The organism is Desulfobaccales bacterium, from assembly GCA_041648175.1.
Lineage (GTDB): Bacteria > Desulfobacterota > Desulfobaccia > Desulfobaccales > 0-14-0-80-60-11 > 0-14-0-80-60-11.
This window is the reverse complement of the sequence record JBAZPO010000004.1, coordinates 77,679-103,257: the sequence shown is the minus strand read 5'-3', so window position 1 is coordinate 103,257 and position 25,579 is coordinate 77,679. Positions and strand designations below refer to the sequence as shown.

Here is a 25,579-nt window from a genome sequence, read left to right as displayed (position 1 = left end):
GGCAGCCCTCCGGAGGAAAATCAAGCCGCTATCAGCGTTTGGTGCGTCTTCTCCAGCCGAGCAAAGCCATACCTGCCACCCCGCTGCCCAAAAGCAGAAGAGTACCGGGGATAGGTGCGTGGCCCGCATGAAAATTTTGGTCCGGGTCCAGGGCGAAGGGAGACGATTGATATTCGTTGGCCGCAGGCAGTTGTTGTTTTTTACAGGAGGAGATTCCCGACAGGCTGATCACGGTACCGAGCGCCAAGAGTATCATTACATGCGATAAAGTTTTCATGGTTTTTCTTCATAGGCTTATATGTGCCTTTGATTGAGACGAATTTCTATCGCTTTTTGAAGCAATTTTGATGCCAAAAATAACATATAAATTACTTCATCATTTCAATTATTTAACTAAGGGGCCTTTAATTCTGTCCTTACCAGGCTTTAGATTCGTAAAGGATGATGCACATTTTGTTTAATTTAATTAACGCTGATAATATTTTATGATGGCAAATACCCGTCGCCAACTCATGACGCAACGCGGCATAATGCCCGGTTTGCACTGCAGGTCAGCACTAGGTGAGGATGGCATTCCAGGATGGTAGAGCGTGGTGTCAGTAGAGCAGATATTTGGCCCGCAGGCGGTCGAAGGATTTCAGCCGGGCCTGCCACTGGTCTTCAATAGTGCGGGGATCAACGCCGCACTTGATGGAGTTGATCACGTCACGGGAACCGCACATGCCCAGGGTCCCGCCAAACTGGAATTTCCCCGGATAGAGACGGTACAGAGCCGCGGCCAACTCAACCCCGAGGGCCGGACTATTCAGCACGGCCCGATCTTTCACACGCAGGCGGACTCCTTCGCATCTCTGGCGGGGGTAGGGGCTGGCAGAGGGGGTGAAAACCACCGGCTCGAAGACGATCCCGCCGATCTTGCGGTGATTCAAATATTCAGCCAACCGCTGCCCTGAAATCCAGGGAGCCCCCATGACTTCAAAGGGCGTGGGAGTTCCCCGGCCAACGCTGACATTGGCGGACTCAAGCATGCCCACCGCAGGATAGAGGATGGCCTGGGTCAGGGACCGGAGGTTCGGCGAGGGGTTCACCCAGGGCAGGCCGGTTTCGTTGAACCAGCTATCCCGGCGATACCCCGCCATCTTTATGACCTGCAACTTGACGCCAAGTCCTCTCTCACAATTAAAGAGTTGCGCTAGCTCCCCGGCTGTCATGCCATAACGGATGGGCAAAGGGTAGTAACCGATGAAGGATTTCAAGCCGGGGTCCAACACCGGCCCTTGCACCGCGCAGGCATTGATGGGGTCGGGCCGATCCAGCACATAGAAGTCGAGGCGGGCTGCGGCGGCGGCCTCCATGGCATAAGCCATGGTGGTAATATAAGTATAATAACGGCAGCCGACGTCCTGGATGTCGTAAACCAGGGCGTCAAGCCCCCGCAACATCTGAGGCGTGGGCTTTTTTACCTTACCGTACAGGCTGTAGACCGGCAGCCCGGTGGCCGCGTCTTTCCCGGAGGCCACATGCTCGTCGAATTGGCCGGACAAACCATGCTCGGGGCTAAAAATTGCCCGCACCTTGACTCCCTTGGCCTTGAGCAGCAGGTTGAGGGTGGTGCGCCCCGAAGCGTCGATGCCCGTGTGATTGGTGATCACGCCGAGGTTTTTTCCCACCAGAGGGGCAAAACCGTCTGTGGCCAGCACCTCGATCCCGGGCCGGACCCGATCCGGGGTGTCGCTGGCGCCAAACCCCGCTTCTTCGTCGTCACCGGCCTCAGGGCGCAGAGCGGCGCTGCGGGCCGGTTTTCCCATACGCACTGCGGCAGCCACTACCGCGGCGGTTGCGACCCGCAGGGGTTTGACGTCCCCTTTGCCGCGAGGATGCAGGCGGCTGGTGAGGATGATCAGGAAAGTTTCCGAGCGCGGGTCGATCCAGATGGAGGTCCCGGTATAGCCGGTGTGTCCGAAGGAACCGGCGGGAAAGGAGGTGTTGAAGATCCTGCTATAGGGGGATTGCACATCCCAGCCGAGACCCCGCAAGGTGGAACTGCCCGGAACGCGTTGGGGTTTCTCCATAGCGGCCACGGTTTTCTCACCGAGAATACGTTTGCCCCGGCAAGTCCCGCCGTCAATGATCATCTGGGCCAGGATGGCCAAATCGTTGCCCGTAGAGAACACCCCGGCATGACCGGCCACGCCGCCCATACGATGCGAGGTGGGGTCCGAGACCTGGCCCCAGCGAAGGCCATGGCCTTGATAATCCGTCGGCGCAATGCGGTTTTTGAGCTGCGGCGGCGGGTTAAAGAAGGTGTCCCGCATACCGAGCGGCCCCCAGACTTCCCTGGTGCAGTAAACGTCCAAGGGCTGGTGGGAGACCCGGCGCACGATCTCACACAGGGTGATGAAATTGACGTCGCTGTAACTGAATTTTGCGCCGGGAGGCGTTACGGGGTGATCCTCCTCCACTGCTTTCATGGCGCCGCCATAATCCGACCAGTGGAAACGGGCCATCAGGCCCGGACGCAGGCCGGAAGTGTGCATGAGGAGTTGCCGGATGGTGATGCTCCCCTTGCCGTTGGCCGCGAAGGCCGGCCAATAGGTGGCCACGGGGGCATCGAGTTTAATGGAGCCTTTGTCAACCAGTTCCATGACGGCTATGGTGGTGGCCACGACCTTGGTCAGGGAGGCGAGATCGAAGATGGTATCCACCGTCATGGGCACAGGGCACGGCTCAACGGCGCGCAGCCCGAAGGCCTTGCGGTAGACGATCCGGCCCTGGTGCCCCACCACGATAACGGCTCCGGGGATGTGCCCTGCGGCGATCTCCCGTTTGGCCACTTGCGCGATGCGCGCAAAGGAGGGCGAATCAATCTCGCTCATGTCGGGCGGTGGCGCTGGCGGCAGTGGGGGGCACGGAGGCGGGGTGGGCTCCACCGCTACCGGCGGCAGCGGCGGCGGCATGCGGGCGCAACCGCCCAGACCTAAAACAATGATGACAATGACAACTGCAGTGAACGCGATGATAGATCTTTGTGGAGGCATCATGTTCTCTTAAATTTTAGCAGATATCAAGGGTGACCAACCGCAATGATCAGGACGGTGAGTCGCCCTTCATAATTCATAGATGACGGTGTAGTCGCATCACAGTATGCCCTAATCAATAATTTATGGCAAACTCAATCCTTAAATTTCCCTGTGGGGTAGATGTTGCGCGGGTTCCAGAACATCCAGCCGCTTGCTCCGAACTTGTCCGAGGCCTTGATCTGAATCCGCATCCTCTCCTCGGCAAAGTCGCCCCCGCGGAAGGCGTAGTCCCTAAAGGCCTGCAGCCAGGGGCGGAAGCGCAGCGGGGAGGCGCCGGTGCGCTCCTGGGACTTTTTCAACGTGAAGTAGACGATTTCATAGGGATGTTGCACCGGATTGCGGTAGTTGGGAATCCCCAAATGGTACCCGGAGGGGTACAGCATGGGACAAACGACATCCACGGCATTGACGCACTCATCGATCTTCTGGCCGATGCCGGTATCGTCGGTGTTCCAGGCGACGTAGCCGAAGATGTCCGCGGCCACCATGACGTTAGTGGGCGCCAGGGCTTTATGGGCCGCCTTCAAAAAGCCGGTAACGGCCTCGGTGCGGGTGTTCTGATTGGAGGGCTGGGAGAAGACAATGCCTTTGGTGTCGGGACAGCGGACGTAATCGAACTGGACTTCGTCAAAACCCACGGCCGCGGCGGCCTTGGCAATGGCGATATTGTAATCCCACACTTCGCGCCGGAAAGGATCGACCCAGCGGAGTTTCTCACGATCCCGGAACACCCCGCCGCCCTTTTTGACGGCCCACTGGGGTTTACCCTCGGCCAGGGGATCATCCTTAAAGACTACAATGCGGGCGATGAGGTAGAGACCTTTCTCTTTCAGGCTCGCCACGAAGGCCGGCATGTCTTTAAAGAGGATGATCTTTTGGGCCCCCACTTCTTCGGCCAGAGGAATGTCGACCTTAAAGGGTATGAAGCCTCGATCCCCTTTGACATCGATCACCAGGGCATTCATGTTATTCTTCTGAATGGCCTCCAGAGCGGCCTCGCGGATTTTCTTACTGGCGGCCCCGTAGACCGTGAGGTAGAGGGCTTCGACTTTGAAGGGGGTAAGGGCGATCTCGGCGGTAGGCTTGGCCACTTCAGCCAGGGGGACTTCCTTCCGGGCATAACCCGGGGCCCGCAGCTTCAGGGTCTCGCCCTTACCGTCCATATGAAAGACGCCGTCTTTGTCGGTGCGGACGACCACGTCGCCCAGGGTGACCAGAGCGCCTTCGATGGGCGCCTTGGTCTGAGCGTCTATGATCTTGCCGTTATAGGCTTTGGCCGGGATCTCGGCGGGTTTCTGGGGTTGCCCCTCGGCGGCCTTCCCTTCCGGGGCAGGCGTTGCGGCCGCGGCTGGTTGCTTGGTTTGGCTGTCCCCGACTTTGCCGTCAGTGCCGTCAGCGGCCATAGCCGGAAGGCTGAGAACCAGGGACCCCACCAGGATGAGTACGAACCTTAAGAGTTGCCGCTTCATGCCTCCCCCCTCCCCTTCCCCAGACTATGGGGCTATGTATCAATAGGTCTTATGCCCTTTTTCCTGGGCGTGGCCGGTGACGATGGCTTCAAATCGTTTTCCAGAACCATCGCCGTTGACCATCAGGTAGCGGGGCAAGGTCATGAGGTTGTCGCCTTTAGCGACATTGCGGCGATCGATGCTGAAGGCCACCACGTAACCCGCCTTGGCGGCAGCTTTTTCCAACTCGTCGTCATAGATGCCAAAGGGCCAGGCCAGCATGTCCACCTTGGTCCCGAACCTTTTTTCCAGGGCGGCCTTGGACGTGATGAGCTGCTTGTCCAAATTCTTCTGGAACTCGGCGGGGGTCATTTTCTTTTTATCCTTCTTGAAATTGGGATGCCAGAAGGTATGCCCCTGCATGTCGAACAGGCCGGTTTCCTGCAGTTTCTTCAACTGCTCCCAGGTCATGGCGTAGGAGGCGTTGGAAATGCAGGACGGATAAAGGAACAGGGTCACGGGGATGTTGTATTTGCGCACCAGAGGCAGCATATCGCTATAAACCGTCTTGTGGCCGTCATCCGTACATATCACCACTGATTTGGGGGGCGGAGGCGGACCCTCTCCGCGCACGTAATTCACCAGCGTCCTTAATGGGATGACCGTGTATTGGTGGTCCTTGAGCCACTGGAGCTGAGAGGCAAACAGGTTGGTGGTCGTGGTCATACCGTCGGCCACCGTGGGGCCGAACCGATGGTAGAGCAATATGGGGACGGTAACCTGATCCTCGGCCATGGCCGCAGCGCAGAAGCACATGGCCAGCAGCATAATTCCAGCCACAATACGGAGCATACGAGTCATTGTCTCTTTTCCTGATAAAGGTTATGGGTTAATGTTGTTGGTGCACCGGCTGTCCTGGGTAATGAGTGCGCACCGCCAGGGATCAGACTGACCAGCCGGGCCAATGCCGCGGTTACTTTCCGGGTCAAACTTTTACAGCAGACACTCCCCCGAGGATGCTTGGAAGATACAACAATCGGTTTATAAATTCAAGCGTGAGAAATGGCCTGAAAACAGCAAGTCAGGATTGAGAAATTTTGCTGGGCGGGGGCCAACAGCTTGACAGGGGGCTTCGCCAGTCTTAACAAAGTACTATAAATTTTCAGGTTTCCCCGATAAAAGAGATAACTAATGTCCAAGTATCGGATTATGCTGGCAGATGATCACGTTATGGTGCGGGACGGGATAAAGCGGATAATTCAAGAAGATGCCAAGTTGAGCGTAGTCGAAGAAACCGGAGACGGCGTTGAACTTATGCGTCTCCTGGAAGAAACGACCCCGGATATGGTGGTCTTGGATATCTCTATGCCCGGACTGCGGGGCCTTGAGGCGGTCAAGATTATTAAGGAACTCTATCCACAAATTAAGATATTGATCCTTACTATGCATAAGACCAAGGAATATCTGTACTTAGCCATGAATGACGGCGCCGATGGGTATGTCCTCAAAGAGGATGCCAACGATGTCCTGCATAAAGCCATCAAAACCATCCGCCACGGTCAAACTTTTATCTCACCCACCATGTTGAGTTAGCCCATTCCGATTACCGCATTTCCCCCTGCACCTCGAGAGCCGGTAATGATCCCCGCCACGGTATAGTGAAGCCTTTCAAAATTAGGTGAACATGAATCAGGTCAGGAAGGCCGGACTTGGCAGGGTAAGTTCCCCTTTGACAAAGGGGGATTTATAGCGTTTGCCATAAATTTATGCCGCTGGCTGATTTTTAAATCCCCCTAAATCCCCCTTTTTCAAAGGGGAACTTTATAAGTAATTCCTTATAGTTACCCAATTTACCAAAGGGGGGTTAGGGGGGATTTGGGGTGTTAAAGTGTCTCCTATTACGGAAAAAACTTTTTGGCAATGAGTATGGATTAGGGGGATTTGGATTTTCACGGCAAAGCCTGCGGCTACCAATTACCTGTTCGAACGCATTTCTTTATAAGCGCAGCCTCAAGGCCTGCCCCAGTCCAGGAGCCTCAGGTCCGGATAGGTCCGGCCCTGGTAATGGGAGACCCTGGCGCCCAAGGCCACGTCCAGCGTGCCACTCATAGGGTGGCTGCCGGCCTTATCAAAGGCAATGGCCTCCAAGACGCTGCCGCCTTGGGCCAATTGCACCTTCAGATGTTTGCCGCCTACGATCCGGGACCCCAGGCATTCCACCTCCAAACAGACAATGACCGGCGCCGGGTTGCCGGGTCCGAAGGGCCGCAGGGTCTCCAGATGCCGATAAAAAATATGGTCCAAGTCTTGGAGCGCCGCCTGGGCGTCGACCTTGAGGGTGGGCCGGGGCGGCTTTTCGCCCAACTGCGCCTGGAAGGCCTGATCCATGAGGTCTTGTAAGGCGGGCAGGTTGTCCGCCGCCATCTCGAAGCCCGCCGCGGCCTGGTGCCCCCCGTACTTATGGAGCGCGCTGCTGCAGGCGTTAAGCCCCTGAAACAGGTGGAAGCCCTCGATGGACCGGGCCGAGCCCCGGCCCCGGCCGTTTTCCAGGCTCACCAGGGCCACGGGCCGGTAATATTCCTCGGCCAGACGGGCCGCTACAATGCCGATCACCCCGGGGTGCCAGCCCTCTTTACCCAGGACCAACACTTTCCGCGACTCCAGACCACCTTGACGGATCAGCGTCCTGGCCTGTTTTAAGACCTCCTCTTCCAAAGTCTGGCGTTGCCGGTTGAGGTTATGCAAATATCTGGCCTGAACCCGGGCCTGGGCCAGGTCGTCGCTTAAGAGCAGTTCCAGGGCGCACCGGGCCTGGCCCATGCGTCCCGCGGCATTGAGCCGGGGCGCCAGCCTAAACACCACATCCTGATAGGAGATGGGTTTGCCTTCCAGTTGGGTGACTTCCTTCAGGGCAATGATGCCAGGGCGCCGGCTCTCTTCCAGAACCTTAAGCCCCTGGTGCACCAGGATGCGGTTTTCCCCCACCAGCGGCACCACGTCCGCCGCGGTGCCCAGGGCCACCAGGTCCAGATAGGACCTCATGTTGGGCTCCCGGTGGGACCTAAACCAGCCTTCGGCCCTAAGCTCGGCCCGCACCCCCAGGGCCAGGAGCAATGCCACTCCCACCCCGGCGAGTTCCCTAAAGGGGTAATCGTGGCCAACGCGCTTGGGGTTGACCACGGCCAGGGCTTCGGGTAGTTTCAGGGGCACTTCGTGGTGATCGGTGATGATCACCTCCAGCCCCAGTTCCCGCGCCCGCGCCACTTCCTGAAAGTCGCTGATGCCGCAGTCTACCGTGACTAAAAGCTTGGCCTGAGCCGCCAGCTCTTTTAAGCCCTGGGTCTTGAGGCCGTAGCCTTGGGTCAACCGGTCGGGGATATAGGCGAAGCACGGCAGGTCCAGCTCCCGGAAAAACTGCTGCATCAAGGCGGTGGCGGTGAGACCGTCGGCGTCGTAGTCGCCATACACCGCAATCGGCTCCCCCTGGCGCACCGCCCGGCCCAGACGGCCCGTCGCGGCCTCCAGGTCCGGCAGCCCGAAGGGGGGATTCAGCCGTTCCAGGGAGGGGTCCAGATACGCCAGAATATCGTCCGCGGCGGCCAAACCCCGGTTCAACAGGATGCGGGCCACCAAAGGCGGGAGATTATGGCGAGCCATGACTGAGGCTACCAATTCCGGCTGTTCGGGATATACCTGCCAGGCCTTCTTGCGGCGCAATATTTGCTCCTTGAGCAAATGCTGTCAGCTATCAGCTATCAGCGGTCAACTTATAAGGTTTCTTAAATTAAGGGGATAGAGGCCTAAGTCCTTACCCTTCCTGCCAAACTCTTATTGAGCCTCATAGGGCGGCCCGTAGCCGCCGTTATCCGCCCAAACCTGAGCGGCGTGCATGGCACGCCCTATGGGCTGAAAGCTGACAGCTCATTATTCCACCGTCTCGCCCGGTTTCAAGGGAATAACCGTGATCTCCGGCTCCCCTTTCAGGCGTTCGATCAACTCCTCCGCGGTGCCGGTGAGCACCGGAAAGGTGCCGTAATGCATGGGGATGACCCAGCGGGGTTTCAGCATCCGGCAAGCCAGGGCCGCCTCCGCGGGGCTCATGACGTAATGGCTGCCGATGGGCAGCATGGCCACCTCCGGGTGATAAAGCTCCCGGATGAGTTCCATGTCCTTGAAGACTGCCGTGTCGCCGGCGTGGTAGGCCACAAAGCCGTTCCCAAACTCAATGACGAAGCCGCCGGGGTCGCCCGCGGCAATGAGCTTACCGCCTTCTTCCACTGCGGAGGAGTGCACCGCGTTGGTCATGGTGACCTTGCACCCGGCCACGCTCATGGTCCCGCCCTTGTTCATGCCGATCACCTGAGGGGCCCCCTGACCTGCCAGGATCAGGCTGAGTTCATGAATGGCCACCACCGTCGCGCCGGTCGCCTTCGCCACAGCCACGGTTTCCCCCACGTGGTCGCCGTGGCCGTGGGTCACCAGTATGACGTCCACCGGCCCCACCTGGGCCACCGGCGTATTGAGCAGCGGATTGCTGAGCCAGGGGTCGATGAGTACATTCACCCCCGCACCCGTCAGTTTGAAGGCCGAATGGCCCAAGAAGGTGATCTTTACCCCGCGGCCGATTTTTGACTGCGCCATAACCCCCTCCTGTTTTATCCTTGTTTCCGGGCTTCTTTTGCTTGAAAGCTGGCTGCTGACAGTTGCTTTATTGCACCATCTCTTCCAGGGCGTCCAGGTTTTTACGCAACCCCAGAGCGATAAGGGTGTCCCCCGCCAAAATGGCGGTATCGTAGCTGGGATTGAAGATCATCTCGCCATCGGCCCTTTTGATGGCCACCAGGATCAGGTCCAATTTTTGGCGGATGCCCGAGTCTTTCAGAGGCACCCCCAGAAGGGCTGAAGCCTGGCCTACGGCAATCTCTTCCATGCTCCACTCTATCCCTTCCTTCATGGCCAGTTCCATGAAGGTGGTCACCGTTGGATGCAAAATGGTATGGGCCATTTTCTGGCCGCCCATGCGATAGGGCGACTCTACCTTGTCGGCCCCCGCCCGGAGCAGCTTCTTTTCGGAACCCTCCTCTTCCCCCCGGGCCACGATGAACAAACGAGGGTTGAGACTGCGCGCCGTCAGCACGGTATAGACATTGGCTGCGTCGGTGGACACCACGGAGATCAAACCTTTGGCCCGTTCGATCCCGGCCTCCATGAGGACTTCTTCCCGGGTAGCATCTCCGCTGATGAAAAAATATCCCGAGGCTTCCAGGCGAGAAAGCAATGCCGGGTCGTTCTCGATGACCACCAGGGGCAGGCCGCGATCTTTGAGCTGCAGAGCGATAATTTCACCGATGCGCCCATAGCCACAGAGAATGTAATGGTTTTTCAACCTCTTGATATGTTTTATCAATTTTCGCCTTCCGAAAACTGCGCGAATTTCCCCTTCGATCACCACCCGGGCCAGGGAGCCCAGAATATAAAACATGACACCCATGCCGCTAAGAATGAGTACCATGTTGTAAAGACGCCCTATCCGCGTCAGGGGATGAATCTCCCCATAACCCACAGTGGAGAGGGTGGTCACCGTCATATAAAGGGCGTCAAAAAAGTCCCAACCTTGCAGCCAGACAAAGCCCAGGCTGCCGATCAACAAAAGGGCCAGCAACATGGCAGCCATCTGGGCAATTTTACGGAAGGTTACCATGCTACCGAAGGCTCTGCAAGGTTTCGCATTTTTTGTAAGTTGTGGCTAAAAGTCCAAAATCCCTGGAGTATTTATCGTCACCGCGGGGTCCGAACTCCGGGCCTCCGGTCAGCGATGTCAGCATACATAAGATATCTGCAACCGGTTGTCAAATCCCCGCGCCGCCTGGCCCGAGTGCCGGGGGTCGGCCGGCTCCCCCGTACATTCATCTGTCTGCCCAGCCCTTAAGCCCCCTTTTTGCTTCCGGGCGGTTAAATGGTTTGTGAGAGGAGGACGGTTTATGGTAATCATATGGCCATGAATATGAGAAGATGCATCTCTTTAAGCTTGGTCCTAGCCCTGTGTCTGACTTGCCTTTGGGGCTGCGTCCCCCGGATTTCGCCGGCCGTACCGGCGGCAGTGACGTTGCAGCCCGGCCGATATCTCACTGCCTATTATCGAGCTCCGGATTTTACCCCGGCCCAGGCGACGTATACCGTAACCCCGTTTTTAGTAGAGTCGGCCAAAGGATTCCCGGCTGACGCCTTCCAAACCCTCTTTATGGAAGAGCTGACGCAGGCCTGGCAGGCCAACGGCCTGAGGATCGCTCCCCAGGGAGATACCGTCCTGTCCGGGGTTATTCAGTATGTCGCGGTCCGGGGCACCACTTTCCGGTTCATCCGGGGCAAAATCGACGCCGACCTTATCGTGTCCGGGGCCATCACCCGGGGAGGCGACACCCTCTTTGCCTGCCAGGACCGCATCAGTTTGAGCTCGCCGGTGAATCCCGGTCCTGCGGCCCCAAAGGAAGAAGAACTGCTCCTGCGCATGGCAGCCCGGACTTTCGCCGCCCACCTGCTCAATGAACTGCTCCTTTACTGGCCGCCCGCGGAAGGCAAGTAGAGTTCCCCAAAGACCCGCACAATGAGGCGAGGCCGCTCTTTGGAGTTGGTGAACAGCTCCACCAGACCGGCATAGGCGCCCGCCTCCCGGCTCTTGTTGCGCACTTCCAGGACATATTCTTTGCCCGGCACTTCCGGCTTGAGAGTCACTTCGATCTTGTCGGGAATACTGGTGCGATATTCCATAATTTCCCAGGGGGTGGGCAGATGCGAAATAAAGGTCACCTGGCCCTTGACCTCTTCACCGGGGGCGCCTCGCAGCCGCACAATATGACTGGGCAGGATCTCGATAAAAGGGAGGGCCAAGCCCGTCATGACCAGTTGCACCATGGGCCGCTCCGGGTCGTTGAGTCTGATCTTGGTCTCTTTCTTGAACTGCTGGAGCACTGAGAAGGGTTTAATGGTCAGGGTGATGGCCCCCTCCTGGCCGGGAGGAATGGTTTTATCGTAACTGGCTACCGTGCAGGCGCAATCCGGGTCTACATCCTCGACTTTTAACGGCGCTGATCCGGTATTTTTAACCATGAAGGTATGCGTCAAGGCTCGATCTTCGAAGATTTTACCAAAATCAAAAGTGGTTTCCCTGATGGTGGCCACAGGTCCGGTCCCTGCGGCCCAGGCTGGGGTGGACTGGCCCCCCCAGGCCATGGCTGCACCTAAGAGCAGCAGGGCGCAAAAAGAGGTGAAAAATCGTACCCGCCGGGTTTGGTGATGTTGGCAATGCTGTGCGTCGATCACGTCGGATAGTGCTCCTTGTCGCCGGGTCCGTCTTCTTCCAGCCGCGGGGCTCATTCTCACCAACACACGTCGGCGCCAGAACCCAGCCCGGAGAAAGCGGCTTTGTGATAATCTTGCCGGTATTTTAACATAACCATTTGTCAAGGTTGGCGAAAAGATTTATGATGATCCTGCTCTCCAAATACTATCTTGGGGAATTTCAAAGACTTCACCAGGGTCAGGAGGTTACCGTTATGCAGTTCAAGAATCACTTTACCGGGATGGCTTTAGCAGCTGCGCTGTTGATCACGTTGGGAAGCGGCTGCACCTCGTCACCGTCGCAGATTCAACAGCCCCCGCCCACCAGCTATACGCGCAGCACCGTGGGCACCCCTGACGAGTTGTCGCCGCAAGCCCCGGGGGAAGCGCAAAATGTTCGTAAGGTCGGCGATCATTGGCAGTGCGAAGTGAACGGCAGGATCATGATTTATAATAACGCCACCGCGTGTTGGGAACCTCGGCAAAAGTAGCGTCCCCAAATATTCAATGCGTGAGCTAAATTTGGTAGCCACCGGGAGCAGCGTCGTCGAACCCAAGGAGAACCAGGCATGCCCTTAAGTAAAATCCACCGTCAGACCCGGGAAACGGAAGTCAGCCTGGAACTGGAACTGGACGGCCGGGGCCAGGCGGCCATCGATACCGGCATCCCGTTTCTTGATCACATGCTCACCCTCTTCACGGCCCACGGCTATTTTGATCTAACCATCAAGGCTGAGGGCGATCTGGAGGTGGATCAGCACCACACCGTGGAGGACATCGGCATCTGCTTAGGGCACGCTTTTCGGGAGGCCCTGGCTCAACGCCCCAAGGTAAAGCGCTACGGCGAGGCCCGGGTTCCCATGGACGAGGCCTTGGCTCAGGTCACCGTGGACCTGAGCAACCGCCCTTTCCTCCACCTGGAAGTGGACCTGCCGCCAGGGGGCGCCGGCATGGACCCGCAGTTACTCAAGGAATTCTGGCGGGCCGCATCCATCCACGGTGGCATGACCCTGCACATCAGCGTGCCCTATGGGGAGAACACCCACCACATCCTGGAGGCGATCTTCAAGGCTGCAGGCCGGGCCCTGGACGCCGCCACCCAGCCGGAACCCCGGGCCACCGGGGTGCCATCCACTAAGGGGGTGCTTTAAGAATTTTTTGGTCTGTTTTTTCACAACACTTCTAATTTCTTTAAAGATTGCGGGCCCGCGGGGGTCCGCTCTCTTTTATAGGATTCACCAGGGTCAACCCGCCTGGTACTCACCCAAGCTCCTGCGGAGACCAATTCGCATTCAAACGGTGGCACAGGCGTCTCGCCTGTGCAGGCGCAGGCTATAGCCTGCGCCTACCCAACATTGCTCTTTGAATGCAACTCGGTATGAGATGCAATGCAGAGCTTCCTGAATCACCCCACCATAACCGGAGCCCTTGATAACCGGTTGACCTTTTCAGCTTCCAGGGGTATAAATATCTAGTAAGGACGAACATTCAAAGAAAAACAAGACGCGCTCGTAGCTCAGTCCGGATAGAGCAACGGACTACGAATCCGTGTGTCGGGGGTTCAAATCCCTCCGGGCGCGCCATTCCAAAGACCGCCGAGTCAGGGCTTTTCCTCCTAAGCGGCCTCCATGAATCCGGTTTAAGTTTAATACTCATCTCAATCTCTGCCCCCTGATGGTGGATCATTGGCCTTGCGAAGAGGGGATGGAAAGCTCCCCGAACACCCGCATGATCAGGCGAGGCCGCTTTTCCGAATTGGTAAATAGTTCAATGACGCCGGCATAATTGCCTGCTTCCTGCCGTTTGTTGCGGACCTCCACCACATAAACCCGGCCCGGCTCTTCCGGCTTGACCTTGATGTCGATGGCATCCGGGATATTGGTGCGGGCTTCCTTGATTTCCCAGTGACCGGGAAGGTGAGAGATGAAGCGGACCTGATCCCGGAGTTCCTCACCCGGCTTGCCCCGGAACCGGATGATGTGGCTGGGCTGGATTTCAATGAAAGGTTTACCGTAACCTTGCATGGTCAGGACCACCTGGGGATGGTCCGGGTCGTTGAAAAACACCTTGGTTTTCTTGGCAAATTGCCGGAGCACCGAGTAAGGGGCGATGGTCAGCTTGATGCGGCCCTGCCCGCCTGGGGGGATGCGCCGGTCGGAGTCCGCCGCGGTGCAGGCGCAATCGGAGTCGATATCCTTGATCTCCAGGAGGGCGTCGCCGATATTCTTGATGGTGAAGGTGTGGGTTAACTCCCGGTCTTCAAAAATTTCGCCGAAATCATGGGTGGTCTCGGGGACCTGGGCTTTCGGCCCGATGGTGGCCATGGCTGCCATCGGCGTGCACAGCAGCAGTAATATCCAGATTAAAGCCCGATAAGCCAATTTATCGATACGCATAATTCTCCTTGCTCCTAGTCCGCGTCCAAGGCCCGCCAGCCATAGCTCTCCAGATAGGCTAGGAGCTTTTCCCGATTTTCACGGTAGTTTTCTTCCCAGAGAGGTTTACAGGCCTCCAGGAAAATCTCGCCTTCCCGCAAAGCCGCGGCGTAGGCCATGCAGGTCAGATAACCACAAACCTTGCAGCTGGTCATAGGGAGAAGTTTCAAAATCTCGATGACTTTGAGGCCGGCCTGACTCACGTGGCGCGGCGTGATAGATTCCCGCCGTTCATAAATGCCATTGATCTGGGCCTGGATCCAGGTCAGCAGCGCGTTGGCTTCTTCCAGGTCCCGAATCCCCCGTATGGCGATCTTGTGGGGGTGCAGGGTGATCCACTTGCCGTCGGAAAGCTTGATCAGGAGCACCTGATTGGCTTGATTGTAGTCCCAACCGCCCAATTCGGCATTGACATAGGGGAAAGCCGGGGAGATGTCCGCCTGAAACGTGGCGATGCCGTGCAGGACCTCCTTGCTGGAGTCCATTTTCGGGCGAAAGATGTCAAAATTATCAATCTTCTCCAACAACATGGTTCACCTCCCCAAAGCTATCGGGAAGCCTTGGCGACGAATCCTGTCAATTTCTCCATGACCATAGCAGTCAGGGTGAGCGCAGGTGTGGCTCAGTTCAGGCTGAGGCGATTTCGGCTGCATCAATCTTTCTCCCGGCGATCTCCGAGTTTCTTCCGTAAAAGATACCCCAGGCGTTCCCGCAGGCCGTCCCGCACCCAGCGGAACATCGTGAGAACTTCTGCCTCCGTGCCCGTGGCCTTGGCCGGGTCCGGGAAGCCCACGTGCATAACCTCAGATTCCCCGGGAAAGATGGGACATTGCTGTTGGGCCTGATCGCACACGGTGATCACCAGGTCGAAGTGCTCTCCGGCCAGGTCGTCCACAGATTTCGAGTGGTGTTGACTGATGTCGATGCCCAACTCGGCCATGACCTGGATGGCCCGGGGGTTCACCCGGCTGGGTCTGATCCCGGCGGAATACGCCTTAACCTGTCCGGCCAGGTCGTGGTTTACCAAGCCTTCAGCCATCTGGCTGCGGCAGGAGTTTTCGGTGCAGAGAAATAAGACCTTCAACATCCGCATTCATCCTTCAGGAGATCATCTTTTTGATCTCGTCCACGCTGGGCACCTTGCCCACCACCTTCACTTCGCCGTCCACCACCAGGGCCGGGGTCATAAACACCCCGAAGGCCATGATCTTTTTGAGCTCCGAGACCTTTTCCAGTTCATAGTCCATACCTGAAACCTTGGCGGCCTCATCGGTGCGCTTGGCCAACTCGATGCACTTGGGGCAGCCCGGCCCCAGTACCTGCAATTTTTTCATGGTAATCCTCCTCTTATTTTATGCCGGGGGAGGGGTTGAAATCCTCTCCCCGGATTTTCTTATTTCACCGCCAGCCGAACCCCATGCCGACGAAGGTGGCAATGACCACGATAATGCTACAGAATACCGCGGTTTTTTCCAGCCCATGACTCGGCCCAACAGGGCCGGCGCCTGGGTAACGCGGTATTGCTTGATATAAACCCGGGCTGGGATTCGGTTCAACTACCGAATAGGGAGAGCTTTGCGGCTACGTCCTCTTTCGCCACCTCCCCCACAGCCATCCAGAGCATGTGGTTCTGGGCGTCCAGAAAGATCAAGGCCGGTAACCGGATGAGGTGGTACTCGCCGATATAGGGCACCGCGGCTTGACGGTCGGTGTCATAATCAATGCGCTTCAGCAGAGCCTGCCGCGGTCCGGTGAAAGTCTGGTTCACCAACGCGTCCGCGTCATGGACGATCTTGGCGCTGCAACCGCAGGCTTTGCTTTTGGTGATATAAACCACCTGACTCACCTTGGTCGGCTCGGCCTGGGTCAGGACAGCCGCACCCAAGATTCCCAGGACCATGATCCCTATGATACCGATTTTGCCTTTCGCCATTTCCCCTCCCCCGGTTATTTATTTACGTCATCTGTCGGGTTTAATCCTAAATCTGGTGCGCGAGCAGTTTCGTTCAATATTGAATTCTAAACTTCGAACTCAGCGGCTGCCGTCCTTTTGACCCTCTGAAGAATTATTGCTGAAAAAATTAAGGATAGGCGAACAACAACCTTTATTTGATCCAGCCGGCTTCCCCAGGCTCAGAACGAATTGAAAAAATAATGCAGCCAGAGCAAGGAGCACAAAGGCCAGGACCTTGTTTTTCCGCATATTTCCCTCTGCTCAACTGAGCGACGCCGCAGCTTCCTGCAACCATTTTTTCAGCGCTTCCCGGCTGGGGAGGTTCCCCACAGCTTTAACGTCATCGTTGATCAGGAGCCCCGGAGTTCCAAACACTCCCAAAGCGATGGTGTCCTTCATGTCTCGAACGTGCGAAACCTCCCCGGCACCAGGTGTAACCCAGATGCTCCCCGCGCCATTCCACTTTATTTTTATAATTCGGCATGCATGAGCTCCGTGATGGATTAAGCAACCGGGGATGGTAGGACGGTTTCCGGAAGGTATTCTTGCCCCATCTTTTTGCCGGCAGCGAACACCGTGGCAAAAATAGTCTCCAGGCTGACTAGTACGGATTCATAGCTCACTGAAAAAATATCTTGCTCGGGGTTATAGGTCACTGTTAGGACTCCGGTTACCTTGAGCAATTCGGCGCGCACCGCGTCGGGGCAGCCCATTCAGGTAAAGCCGCCCTGCTGCACCATCCCCTTGACGCGCATTTGGATGTCTGTGATCATGCCTATTTTTCCTCCAGCACCTCGTCCACCGCCTTGGCCATCAAACCTGCTCTTTGAGATAAAACCCGCGATTGTAGAGTTTGATTAACGATTCCTCCCGCCATCATTGACCTCTGACGGCGCGCACTTTCACGCTGAGGATTTTGCCGCGCAGACGCTCATCCATCTCCGGAGCCTCATAGGACGACTCGGAAACCGCGGTTACTTCGGCAAAACCGGCGCGGCGGATGGTCTCCAGGTAAGCCTCTTTCTCCATGGCTCCGGCCAGGCAGTCGGCCCAGGCCGCGGCGCTGGCCCGCACGTCTTCCGGAAGCTCGCCCGAAGTCACTAAGTCGGAGATGAGTATCCGGCCGCCGGGTTTCAGGACCCGATGGATTTCGGTGAAGCTCGCCAGCTTGTCCGGGGTCAGGTTGATCACGCAATTGCTGATGACCACATCCACGGTTCCAGAATCTACCGGCAGATGCTCGATATCGCCATGGCGGAACTCCACGTTGCCAAAGCCATGCTCCCGGGCCAGTTGCTGCCCCCGAGCCACCATGTCTTCGGTCATATCCACCCCGATAACCCGGCCCGGCTCACCGACCTTGTGGGCCGCCAGGAAGACATCGATGCCCGCGCCGGAGCCCAGGTCCAGGACGGTTTCACCAACTTTAAGGTCCGCCAGCGCCGTGGGGTTGCCGCAGCCTACCCCCAAGATCGCCATTTCCGGGACCAGCGCCAGGTCCTCGCCGGTATAGCCCACCGCCAGGCACTGGTCAGTAGTCGTGGGCCCGCAGGTGGGGCAGCAGAATGTCTGCTCCCCCCGGGCGATCTTGCCGTAACGGTCCTTGATGACGTCTTTCAGATTCTGATCATTCACTCTCTTACTCCTCGAATCCAGCCATTACATAATGGCGTTGAATATGAAGCCCACGATGATAATCCCCACCGTGACCACGCCGACAAACACCGCGATCAGCTTGGGCTTCAATACTTTTCGGAGGATGACGGTTTCCGGGAACGAGATGCCGATAATCGACATCATGAAGGCCAGCACGGTGCCCAGGGCCGCCCCTTTTTCCAACAAAGCCTGTACCACCGGGATTATCCCGGCGGCGTTGGAGTACAGCGGCGCCCCGAGAATGACCGCCACCGGCACCGACCACCAGGCCTGTTTGCCCATGAGGGCCGCTAAAAAGCCCTCGGGAACGTAGCCGTGGATCGCTGCCCCCGCCCCGATCCCCAAAATGATATAGATCCAGACCCGCCCCACAATATCTTTGACCTGGTGCAGGCCGTAATCGATCCGGCTCATCCAGCCGATTTTTTCCAGGAGAGCCGGCGTCTTCCCCATGCGAATCTCATAGACCCAGTCTTCCACCTGGTGCTCCATATTCATGCGGCCGATAATCATGCCGGTCACCATGGCGATGAGCAACCCCATGGACATATAAATCAGGGCGATCCGCCAGCCGAAGAGGCCGAAGAGAAGCACCAGGGCGATCTCGTTCACCATGGGGGCAGAAATCAAAAAAGAGAAGGTGACGCCGATGGGAATGCCCGCTTCCACGAAACCGATAAATAGCGGCACCGCCGAACAGGAGCAGAAGGGGGTTACCACCCCTAAGAGCGCCGCCATCACGTCTCCGAGAACCTCCCTTTTGCCCGCCAAAATGGTCCGGGTGCGCTCGGGGGTGAAAAAGGAGCGCAGCACGCCGACGCCCCAGATCACCAGGATCAGCAACATGAATACCTTGGGGATATCCAGAAAGAAAAATGAGACGGCGTCGCCCAGGTGGGTGCCATGAGCGATCCGGAAGACATCATAGGTAACCCAGAGGGAGAAGGGCACCAGTCTGCTATAAATCGGATACCAGACCAGGAGCGCCAAACCCAGAAAGATCAGCTTAAGGATTTGGTTGGCCGACAGGTCAGCGATGGCCGCTTTCAGTTTAGCAAAGAGATTGATAGATGGTTCGATGGCTTCGGTGGCAATTTTCACCTGCTCTTGTGGATGTTGGTCATTCATGGATGTGATCCTTTAGAAGCAAAATACTTTTCCTGTTTTACCTCAAAATTACCAATTCCTGATTCCCTGGAACAAGATGTAGCAGCCGGCAAAGAAGATCAGGCCACCGGCCGCTTTTTGGATCATGGTCCCCACCTTGGCGCTTTTAGATTGCAAGTAACTCTCGATCACCCCGGTGAACGTCCCGGCCACCAGGATCAGAGTCCCCTGTCCCAAGGCGTAGGCAAAGAGCAAAGTGCTGCCGTAAGCCACCTCGCCCTTGACTGCGGCCAGGGTCAGGATCACCGCCAGCACCGGGGAGGCGCAGGGCGACAGTACCAGCCCGAACAACATCCCCAGGATCAAGGCCCCCACCAGGCCGGTGCGCTGGGGTAAGAATTTCTGTGAGGCTCCACCCATTTTCAGGTTGATGAGACCGGACAATTGCAGCCCCATGACGATGAGGATGACCGCCACCACGAAATACAAGTAGGTCCCCACATCGCCGAACATGGTGCCCATCAGCGCCGCCATCGCGCCCAGGACGGACATGACCACGGCTAACCCCACCACGAAAGTGAGGGAATAGAAAAAGGCCTGCTTCTTATTGCCCCCGGCATAACCGCCCACGAAGCCGATGACCAGGGGGATGCTGGCCAGGATGCACGGGCTGGCAGTGGCGATCACCCCCCCCAAATAGCTGGCTCCATAGGCCAGGACGGGACGGGTCTGCATGACCTGGCCCAGAGATTCACTCCATGCCATGAAACTTCCTCCTGTTTCTGTTAGCGGATGAACTTCAATTCCTTGAGCTTCTGGATGACTTCTTCTTTGGGTAAGGCCCCAATATGCCGGTCCACCTCTTTGCCGGAAGCATCGAAAAAGACCTGGGTGGGGATGAGCATGATCTTGTATTTCTCAAACAGGGGCTTTTCTTCATCCGAATACACCATGCGAAATTCCACCTGGTCGCCATGGCTGGTTTTCAATGCCGCCATGACCTCTTTCATCTCTTTACAGGGGATGCAATACTTGGCGCCGAATTCATAGAGGGCAGGCTTGCTTTTGGCCGGAGCCGAACCCTGGGCCTGAGCCGGCCACGGTTGCCAGATAACCAGAAAACCTGCCACCAGGCAAAACAAACCGATGCAAGTTCCACGTAAAAATTTCATTGTTACCCTTCCTTAGCGTAGTGATTAAATGTCAGACTCGCTTCCTTAATAACCGGGTATCCGGATTTTAAAATATTAAACCATTGCAGGAGACAAATCCGGCGCGCCCCGATAACCTTTTTCTGAAACCGTGCATTTCTTTATCAAGCATATCCATAATCACCGTGACACCGGCGGGATCAAGAGCACCGGGCACGGCGCCATCCGGGAAACATTGTGGGCCACGCTCCCCAGGAAAATCTCTTTGATAAAGCCTTTCCCCTGGGTGCCCATGATGATCAATGAAATATCCTGGGATTCCAAAACCTGGAGAATGGCAGGGATTGGGTGCCCCGGATCAAAACGATCATGAACTACGGAAATTCCGGCTTTCAAAAGACGTTGCTTCCATTGCTCCAGCAGGTCCAGGGCCGCGCCCGTGGCGATTTCCTGGAAGCCCGGGGGATAAGCTTCCCCTCCCGGCACATCCAGGGCGTTGAGCAGCGTGACCTGGGTTAGTCCTTTAACCGCCAAGCGTTCCACATACTCCAAGGCCCGCAAGGAAATTTCCGAAAAGTCCGTGGGCAAGAGCACATGACGGAGGACCTCGGTGTGGGAGATTTCACACGAGCCCGGCTTGCCGGGCATTTCTAATCGTACATTGAGAAGTAACACGGGGTATTGGGAGTTATGCAATACCGCACAGGTGAAGCACCCCAGCACCCCTTCCCGCCAGAGCGATTGGCCATGGGAGCCCACCACAATGAGATCGGCACAATAGCGACCGGCGAGGTCGTTCAAAGAATAGGCCGGGAGGCCTACCGGGGTCTCCAGCGTCACGTGCAATCCCTGGGTTTCCAGTTGCCGCTGCTGGGCCGTAAGTTTAGGCCGGGCCGTCGACAGCAACAGGCCTTCCATTCCTGCCATGACCTTGACGCTGATCACATAGGTCAGGATCACCTGTTTACACCCCAGGGCCTTAAATTCTCCGGCGCAGGCTATGATTTCATCCCAGGCGGGTGACAGGTCGGTGGCTAAAACGATGGTCTTGAACATAAACCTACCCTCTTTCATCCAAGGCCTCTGGCGCGCACACCAGCGGCGTAAAATACTTCTGCCGGAAGCGTAAAGCCACGCCCACCAGGCTGATGAGCACCGGCACTTCAACCAAAGGGCCGATGACTGCGGCAAAGGCCTCGCCCGACTGCAGCCCGAAGACCGCCACCGCCACCGCGATGGCCAGCTCAAAGTTGTTGCTGGCGGCCGTAAACGACAGAGTGGTGGAAATGCGATACCCGGCCCCGGCCTTGGCCGACATATAAAACGTCACGAAAAACATGATGAAGAAATAGATAGTAAGAGGTATGGCGATGCGCACCACGTCCAGAGGAAGTTCCACGATGTACTCCCCTTTGAGGGAGAACATGACGACGATGGTGAACAGCAGGGCAATGAGCGTAATGGGGCTGATCCTGGGCATGAATGTTTCTTCATACCACTTGATGCCCTTGCGTTTGATCAGGAAAAAGCGGGTGAACATACCGGCGAAGAAGGGGATGCCCAGGTAGATCAAGACGCTTTCCGCCACCTGCAAAATAGTCACCTGGACCTTAAGGCCGGAGGCGACGCCCAGCCAGGCAGGCAGCACCGTGACGAAAATATAGGCGTAGATGGAGAAAAACAGCATCTGAAAGATGGAGTTGAAAGCCACCAGGCCGGCGCAGTATTCAGTATCGCCCTGGGCCAGGTCGTTCCAGACGATGACCATGGCAATGCAGCGGGCCAGGCCGATGATGATCAGACCCACCATGTACTCGGGATAGCCGCTGAGAAAGGCGATGGCCAGCAGGAACATCAGGATGGGGCCAATGATCCAGTTCTGGACCAACGACAGGGCCAGGACCTTATAATCCTTAAAGACCTGGGGCAGTTCCTCGTAGCGCACCTTGGCCAAAGGGGGATACATCATCAGAATGAGGCCGATGGCAATGGGAATATTGGTGGTGCCAACCTGGGAGTACGTTAATAACTTGGTGAAGCTCGGGATGAAGTAGCCCAAAGCTACGCCTCCGGCCATGGTCAGGAAAATCCACAGGGTCAGGAAGCGCTCCACGAACCCCAGACGTTTGGCAACAGTGGCGGCCATAAATGCTCCTATCGCTTTGATATCCGTATAACCGATTTATTACGTATCATAGGAGCCTCTTGCAAATATCTCCCTGCCTGTCATTCTGAGGGAGCGAAGCGACCGAAGAATCTTGTCTCTTGGTGGCACAGGCTTTCTAGCCTGTGCGAATGCCGCACAGGCTAGAAAGCCTGTGCCACCAAACCTTGAGATCCTTCGCTTCGCTCAGGATGACAAAACGGCTTTTTGCAAGAACCTCATAGGTTAAAAATTTTTAGGTTTCAGGCAGGCTTTGCGGCGGCCTCTGCCCATCCGGCTTCAGCCTTCGTTTGCCAGTGATTTGAAGAATCGCGCCTCTGCTCTCATGATGCTTCTTTATAACCGGATAACCGGGTAAGTCAAGATAAAATTATCTTAAAAAAAAAGACCCAGATAAACTGATCAGGAGCACTGACACGCAGCGGCGCGGTCCTTCTGGTCTTTACCTGCCAGCCACTGTTCCAACCGGTCCTTGAGCGCCTGGGCTTCGGGGCGAGAGCTCAGAATGTCCGCCAAGAGCTTGAGCTGTTTATCTTCCGGGCTGCCTGGGGGGACGCTCAGGCGATAATTCATCCACACCCCCTCCCGGCGGTCCGTGACCCAGCCCAAATAATAGAGGTAGCGCAAATGCCGGGAGGCCTTGGACTGGGTGATCCCCAGCACCCCCATAATATCGCAGACGCAGAGCTCCTCTTCCGCCATCAACAGCCAGAGGATCTTTAGCCGGGTTTCATCCGCCAGGGACTTAAAGAGTCGAGCCTCGTTTTTCATAGATTTATTATAACCGGATAACCGGATATTGTCAATCTAATTTCTGATGGTTGTTTTTTCAAGAAGGAAACGCAACAGAACTTTTCATCTTATCCTCCTTGCCTACCATTTTTTTAGCTGCCGGAGATAACAGAGTATCTTTTAATCGGTTACCCGCTGGATTTCAACTAATAAGCCCAGCCCGAACGACCGTTGATCCAGAAACTGTCCCAGGCGGCTTGAGAATTTGTTCCGGACTGATTATTTTAAAATTAACAATACTCAATCCGAAGAGGGAAGCCGAAGGATGAACCGGTTCAGCCTTATATTAAGGAGGATCTGACAATGAAGCAGCTGGTTATTTTAGGGCATGGGACGGGCGGCACCATCATCGCCACCAAGATGCGCCAGAAACTGCCCGAGTCGCAATGGAAAATCACCGTTATTGACAAGGACTGGCAGCATCACTACCAGCCCGGGTGGCTCTTCATCCCTTTCGGCATCTACACCAAGGAAGACTGCGTCAAGCCCAAGACCAAGTTCGTCCCTCCCGGGGTCAACTTGGTGCTTGATGAAATCCTGGGAATCGATCCTGACAAGAAAGAAGTCAAGACCAAAAGAGAAACCTTTCCCTACGACTGGCTGGTGATCGCCACCGGTTGCCGCATCGTTCCCGAAGAAGTGGAAGGCCTGATCGAAGGCTGGGGTCAAGACATCCATAATTTCTACACCCTGGAAGGCGCCCTGGCTCTCCGGGAGAAAATGAAATACTTCGACAAAGGCCGGGTGGTGGTGAATATCGCCGAACTGCCCTTCAAGTGCCCGGTGGCCCCTCTGGAGTTCTCTTTCATGTCGGACTGGTTCTTCGGGATTAACGGGGTCAGGGACAAAATTGAAATTGAGATGGTGACGCCGCTTTCCGCAGCTTTCACCAAACCGGTGGCCGCAGAAATTCTAGGCAATATCTGTAAAGAAAAGAACATCAAGGTGACGCCTAACTTCCAGTTGGCCCAGGTGGACTCGGAGAAAAAGGTCATCAAGTCCTACAGCGGTGACGAGGTTCCTTATGATCTCCTGGTCTCCATTCCCCCCAATTTCGGGGCCCAGTGCATCATCGACAGCGGCATGGGCGATCCCATGGGCTACATGGACACGGACAACTTCACCCTGAAGGCCAAAAAATACGATTCCATCTATGTCATCGGCGACGCCGCCAACGTCCCCACCTCCAAGGCCGGCGCCGTGGCCCACTACGAGGCCGACGTGGTGGCTGATAACTTGATCCGGGAGATCGACGGGCAACCACCCCGGCCGGACTACGACGGCCACGCCACCTGAATGGTGGTGACAGGTTACGAGAAGGGGTCCCTTCTCGATTTTAATTACAAAATCGAACCGTTGCCGGGCAAATTCCCCTTTCCGGGGATCGGGCCCCTGGATCTCTTGGGGGTCAGCTTCTCCAACTACGTCGGCAAGATGATGTTTCGCTGGGTCTATTACAACATGATGCTCAAGGGGAGCCACCTGCCCCTGGAGTCCCAGTTCGTTTTGGCGGGTAAAGTGCGGGGCATACTCTCTCCGGACATTGAAATGCCGCTTAGGGCGAGGAGGCGGCCATGACCAATGATCTGATTCTAGAACGGCTTGACCGCCTCGAGGCAAAACTTGACCGCGCCGCCGCCTTCCAGGAACAGTTATCACCTTTTATCAGGTCTTATGAAAACCTGAGCGACTTGGGGCGAGACCTGTCGCTCTTGATAGGCCCTGGGGCCAGTCTGCTCACCCAGGAACTGGCCGAAGTGGAGACGGGGTTCCAACTGGAGGACGCTCTCTGTCTGTTCAAAAGGCTCCTTCTCAGTTTCCGGCATATTGCCTGGTCCCTGGAGCAGCTTGAGAACCTCATCGACTGGTGGCAGGACATGGAACCTCTGCTGAAAATTGCGGTGCCGCATCTCATCGACAAACTGGACGACCTTGAGCAGAAAGGCATCTTCCGCATCAACACGGCTATCCTCAATATGTACACCAAACTCGCTTCGGCTTATTCCCCCGAAGATATCGAGGTTATCGGTGACGGCTTCGTGCGCATGCACGGTATCGTCAAGAAGTTTTCCGACCCCGTGGTCATTCAATCTATTGAGGCCGTGGTTGATATGTACGCCAAACTCGCCTCAACCTATACCCCCGAGGACATCGAGTCCATCGGCGACGGCTTTGTCCGCATGCACGGCATCGTCAAGAAGTTTGCTGATCCGCGGGTTATCGATTTTCTCGACCGACTTTCGGACGTGCCGGCCAATGTGAATCTGGAGGAAGCCAGACCGGTTGGCCCATTCGGGATGATATTCCGGATGATGGGGAAAGAAACTAAACAGGGTCTGGGCGTGGCCCTGGAGTTGACCAAGGCGTTGGGCAAAGCCAAATCCGGCAACGGCCACAACGGCCAGCCGGTCAATGAAGGTGGTTAGAAGATTTTTGCCCCTAAAAGGAGACCCA

General features: G+C 56.5%; 29 protein-coding genes and 1 tRNA gene. 8 read left to right on the top strand and 22 right to left on the bottom strand.

What is annotated here, in order from left to right:
• Positions 1 to 31: 31 nt before the first annotated feature.
• From WC600_05320 to WC600_05305, 4 genes are all read right to left on the bottom strand, one after another.
• Entirely contained in the window at positions 32 to 277 is a 246-nt protein-coding gene (locus WC600_05320) for a hypothetical protein (GenBank protein ID MFA4902150.1), read from the bottom strand.
• Between the two features lie 319 nt (positions 278 to 596).
• Entirely contained in the window at positions 597 to 3,041 is a 2,445-nt protein-coding gene (locus tag WC600_05315) for an exo-beta-N-acetylmuramidase NamZ domain-containing protein (GenBank protein MFA4902149.1), read from the bottom strand.
• A 131-nt stretch (positions 3,042 to 3,172) separates the two neighbouring features.
• Positions 3,173 to 4,549 (bottom strand): putative glycoside hydrolase, encoded by a 1,377-nt coding sequence (locus WC600_05310; protein MFA4902148.1) that lies wholly within the window; start codon positions 4,547 to 4,549, stop codon positions 3,173 to 3,175.
• Positions 4,550 to 4,588: 39 nt separating this feature from the next.
• Positions 4,589 to 5,389: a polysaccharide deacetylase family protein gene (locus tag WC600_05305; GenBank protein MFA4902147.1), complete on the bottom strand. Its 801-nt coding sequence runs from the start codon at positions 5,387 to 5,389 to the stop codon at positions 4,589 to 4,591.
• Between the two features lie 330 nt (positions 5,390 to 5,719).
• On the opposite strand from WC600_05305, the gene WC600_05300 reads away from it, so the two are divergent.
• On the top strand, positions 5,720 to 6,121 hold the full coding sequence (locus WC600_05300; GenBank protein ID MFA4902146.1) for a response regulator transcription factor: 402 nt from the start codon (positions 5,720 to 5,722) through the stop codon (positions 6,119 to 6,121).
• 417 nt (positions 6,122 to 6,538) lie between these two features.
• Here the strand turns inward: WC600_05300 and recJ are convergent, their stop codons facing one another.
• From recJ to WC600_05285, 3 genes are all read right to left on the bottom strand, one after another.
• Positions 6,539 to 8,245 carry a single-stranded-DNA-specific exonuclease RecJ gene (gene recJ / locus WC600_05295; protein MFA4902145.1) on the bottom strand — a complete coding sequence of 569 codons (1,707 nt, stop codon included), beginning with the start codon at positions 8,243 to 8,245 and terminating at the stop codon, positions 6,539 to 6,541.
• Between the two features lie 207 nt (positions 8,246 to 8,452).
• Positions 8,453 to 9,169, bottom strand: coding sequence for a metal-dependent hydrolase (locus WC600_05290; protein MFA4902144.1), 717 nt, complete (start codon positions 9,167 to 9,169; stop codon positions 8,453 to 8,455).
• A gap of 67 nt (positions 9,170 to 9,236) precedes the next feature.
• Positions 9,237 to 10,229: an NAD-binding protein gene (locus WC600_05285; GenBank protein MFA4902143.1), complete on the bottom strand. Its 993-nt coding sequence runs from the start codon at positions 10,227 to 10,229 to the stop codon at positions 9,237 to 9,239.
• Positions 10,230 to 10,526: 297 nt separating this feature from the next.
• Between WC600_05285 and WC600_05280 the strand changes: the two genes are divergently transcribed.
• Positions 10,527 to 11,111, top strand: coding sequence for a hypothetical protein (locus WC600_05280; protein MFA4902142.1), 585 nt, complete (start codon positions 10,527 to 10,529; stop codon positions 11,109 to 11,111).
• Here WC600_05280 and WC600_05275 read toward each other — a convergent pair.
• Positions 11,084 to 11,848, bottom strand: a complete 765-nt coding sequence (locus WC600_05275) for a DUF1573 domain-containing protein (protein MFA4902141.1) — start codon at positions 11,846 to 11,848, stop codon at positions 11,084 to 11,086. The genes WC600_05280 and WC600_05275 overlap by 28 nt on opposite strands.
• Before the next feature lie 233 nt (positions 11,849 to 12,081).
• On the opposite strand from WC600_05275, the gene WC600_05270 reads away from it, so the two are divergent.
• From WC600_05270 to WC600_05260, 3 genes are all read left to right on the top strand, one after another.
• Entirely contained in the window at positions 12,082 to 12,357 is a 276-nt protein-coding gene (locus WC600_05270) for a hypothetical protein (GenBank protein MFA4902140.1), read from the top strand.
• 78 nt (positions 12,358 to 12,435) lie between these two features.
• Positions 12,436 to 13,017, top strand: a complete 582-nt coding sequence (gene hisB, locus WC600_05265) for an imidazoleglycerol-phosphate dehydratase HisB (GenBank protein ID MFA4902139.1) — start codon at positions 12,436 to 12,438, stop codon at positions 13,015 to 13,017.
• A 354-nt stretch (positions 13,018 to 13,371) separates the two neighbouring features.
• Positions 13,372 to 13,449, top strand: a tRNA-Arg gene (locus WC600_05260).
• Positions 13,450 to 13,548: 99 nt separating this feature from the next.
• Here the strand turns inward: WC600_05260 and WC600_05255 are convergent.
• The 14 genes from WC600_05255 to WC600_05190 all read right to left on the bottom strand — a co-directional run bounded on the left by WC600_05255 (position 13,549) and on the right by WC600_05190 (position 23,104).
• Positions 13,549 to 14,262 (bottom strand): DUF1573 domain-containing protein, encoded by a 714-nt coding sequence (locus WC600_05255; protein ID MFA4902138.1) that lies wholly within the window; start codon positions 14,260 to 14,262, stop codon positions 13,549 to 13,551.
• A 14-nt stretch (positions 14,263 to 14,276) separates the two neighbouring features.
• Complete coding sequence (locus WC600_05250) at positions 14,277 to 14,831, bottom strand: (Fe-S)-binding protein (protein ID MFA4902137.1); 555 nt, start codon at positions 14,829 to 14,831, stop codon at positions 14,277 to 14,279.
• A gap of 122 nt (positions 14,832 to 14,953) precedes the next feature.
• Positions 14,954 to 15,388: an arsenate reductase ArsC gene (locus tag WC600_05245; protein ID MFA4902136.1), complete on the bottom strand. Its 435-nt coding sequence runs from the start codon at positions 15,386 to 15,388 to the stop codon at positions 14,954 to 14,956.
• Positions 15,389 to 15,401: 13 nt separating this feature from the next.
• Entirely contained in the window at positions 15,402 to 15,635 is a 234-nt protein-coding gene (locus tag WC600_05240) for a thioredoxin family protein (GenBank protein MFA4902135.1), read from the bottom strand.
• Between the two features lie 218 nt (positions 15,636 to 15,853).
• Positions 15,854 to 16,234, bottom strand: coding sequence for a hypothetical protein (locus WC600_05235; GenBank protein ID MFA4902134.1), 381 nt, complete (start codon positions 16,232 to 16,234; stop codon positions 15,854 to 15,856).
• Positions 16,235 to 16,516: 282 nt separating this feature from the next.
• Entirely contained in the window at positions 16,517 to 16,699 is a 183-nt protein-coding gene (locus WC600_05230) for a thioredoxin family protein (protein MFA4902133.1), read from the bottom strand.
• A gap of 59 nt (positions 16,700 to 16,758) precedes the next feature.
• Positions 16,759 to 16,968, bottom strand: coding sequence for a hypothetical protein (locus WC600_05225; protein MFA4902132.1), 210 nt, complete (start codon positions 16,966 to 16,968; stop codon positions 16,759 to 16,761).
• Positions 16,969 to 17,131: 163 nt separating this feature from the next.
• Positions 17,132 to 17,890, bottom strand: coding sequence for an arsenite methyltransferase (gene arsM / locus WC600_05220; GenBank protein MFA4902131.1), 759 nt, complete (start codon positions 17,888 to 17,890; stop codon positions 17,132 to 17,134).
• 24 nt (positions 17,891 to 17,914) lie between these two features.
• Entirely contained in the window at positions 17,915 to 19,039 is a 1,125-nt protein-coding gene (locus WC600_05215) for a permease (GenBank protein ID MFA4902130.1), read from the bottom strand.
• A gap of 48 nt (positions 19,040 to 19,087) precedes the next feature.
• On the bottom strand, positions 19,088 to 19,783 hold the full coding sequence (locus WC600_05210; protein MFA4902129.1) for a cytochrome c biogenesis protein CcdA: 696 nt from the start codon (positions 19,781 to 19,783) through the stop codon (positions 19,088 to 19,090).
• A 20-nt stretch (positions 19,784 to 19,803) separates the two neighbouring features.
• Complete coding sequence (locus WC600_05205) at positions 19,804 to 20,190, bottom strand: thioredoxin family protein (protein MFA4902128.1); 387 nt, start codon at positions 20,188 to 20,190, stop codon at positions 19,804 to 19,806.
• A 159-nt stretch (positions 20,191 to 20,349) separates the two neighbouring features.
• A complete protein-coding gene (locus WC600_05200) occupies positions 20,350 to 21,225 on the bottom strand; it encodes a universal stress protein (GenBank protein MFA4902127.1) in 876 nt (291 codons plus the stop codon).
• 4 nt (positions 21,226 to 21,229) lie between these two features.
• Entirely contained in the window at positions 21,230 to 22,315 is a 1,086-nt protein-coding gene (gene arsB, locus WC600_05195) for an ACR3 family arsenite efflux transporter (protein ID MFA4902126.1), read from the bottom strand.
• Positions 22,316 to 22,735: 420 nt separating this feature from the next.
• Positions 22,736 to 23,104 carry a metalloregulator ArsR/SmtB family transcription factor gene (locus tag WC600_05190; protein MFA4902125.1) on the bottom strand — a complete coding sequence of 123 codons (369 nt, stop codon included), beginning with the start codon at positions 23,102 to 23,104 and terminating at the stop codon, positions 22,736 to 22,738.
• A gap of 324 nt (positions 23,105 to 23,428) precedes the next feature.
• On the opposite strand from WC600_05190, the gene WC600_05185 reads away from it, so the two are divergent.
• Genes WC600_05185 through WC600_05175 form a run of 3 tightly spaced genes read left to right on the top strand, consistent with a single transcriptional unit; the run spans position 23,429 to position 25,551 of the window.
• Entirely contained in the window at positions 23,429 to 24,421 is a 993-nt protein-coding gene (locus tag WC600_05185) for an FAD/NAD(P)-binding oxidoreductase (protein ID MFA4902124.1), read from the top strand.
• A complete protein-coding gene (locus tag WC600_05180) occupies positions 24,422 to 24,703 on the top strand; it encodes a hypothetical protein (protein ID MFA4902123.1) in 282 nt (93 codons plus the stop codon).
• Positions 24,700 to 25,551, top strand: coding sequence for a DUF1641 domain-containing protein (locus tag WC600_05175; GenBank protein MFA4902122.1), 852 nt, complete (start codon positions 24,700 to 24,702; stop codon positions 25,549 to 25,551). Before WC600_05180 ends, WC600_05175 begins: the two co-directional genes overlap by 4 nt.
• Positions 25,552 to 25,579: the final 28 nt, after the last annotated feature.